Origin of the sequence: Virgibacillus sp. AGTR (assembly GCF_016919725.2) — a bacterium.
Taxonomy (GTDB): Bacteria; Bacillota; Bacilli; order Bacillales; family Amphibacillaceae; genus Virgibacillus; species Virgibacillus salarius.
On the sequence record NZ_JAJERH010000173.1, the window covers coordinates 1 to 916 of the forward strand.

Annotated in this window: 1 protein-coding gene; it reads right to left on the minus strand. The window is 34.1% G+C overall.

Features of this window, described 5'->3' with window-relative positions:
* On the minus strand, positions 1–916 hold a 916-nt coding region (locus tag JUJ52_RS23095; protein WP_228089250.1), incomplete at both ends, for a condensation domain-containing protein.

The window sequence follows — 916 nt, forward strand, 5'->3', positions numbered from 1 at the left end:
ATCTGCATAATCTGAGGGTGTTAATTCTGTGGTGGTTTGTTTTTGACAGTGTTCAATGATTTGTAGTAAGTAGCTCTTATATGATGCGGCTACCATCTTCATTGTACTTTCATGATATTTCTTACTATTGTATGAAAATCTAAATTCTAGTTGATGACTGGAGACCATTCCTGAAATATCAATGTCAAATAGTCTTTCACTTTCTAAACTAATGGAATCTCCATGTGAGAAAGTGGACATATTAAAGAATCCATTTTTCGTATTTTCATCAAACTGACCGAGATAATTAAACTTTATTGAAGAATTTATGCGATTAAAGGTCTCATCACGGTCTTTTTCCAAATATTCTAGTATTCCATAACCAATGCCTTTATTAGGTACATGTCTTAATATTTCTTTTACATGTTTAATCACAACAGCTATTTGATTCGACTTATCTAACTCCAGTAGTACAGGGTAATGCGTAGTAAACCAGCCTATTGTCCTTGAAATATCTATATCGCCTTCAAGCGTTTCTCTCCCATGTCCTTCTAGCATTAAAAGAATTTGGTTTTCAGCTGTCCAATCGTGAATAGCCAACCCTAAAGCAGTCAATAAGATGTCATTAATCTCTGTATTATAGGCTTTATTTGTTTTCTTTAGTAAATCCTCCGTGTACTCTTTACTTATTTCAATGTACACATCACAATAATATTTTGCTTTATTGGAGTACCCCTGATCCTTTTTATCTACTGGTAACCCCGTTCCTTTAGCCCTACCGATTTGCTTCCAATATTCTAGCTCTTCTAATAGAACATCTCCATGTAGCTGTTCTGTTAAATAAATACCCCAATCTCGAAAAGAATTAGTCTTTTTCTGGAAGGCTATCTCTTTTTCTTGACTAACTTGATGGTAGCCTTCTGTGAAATCTTCTAAT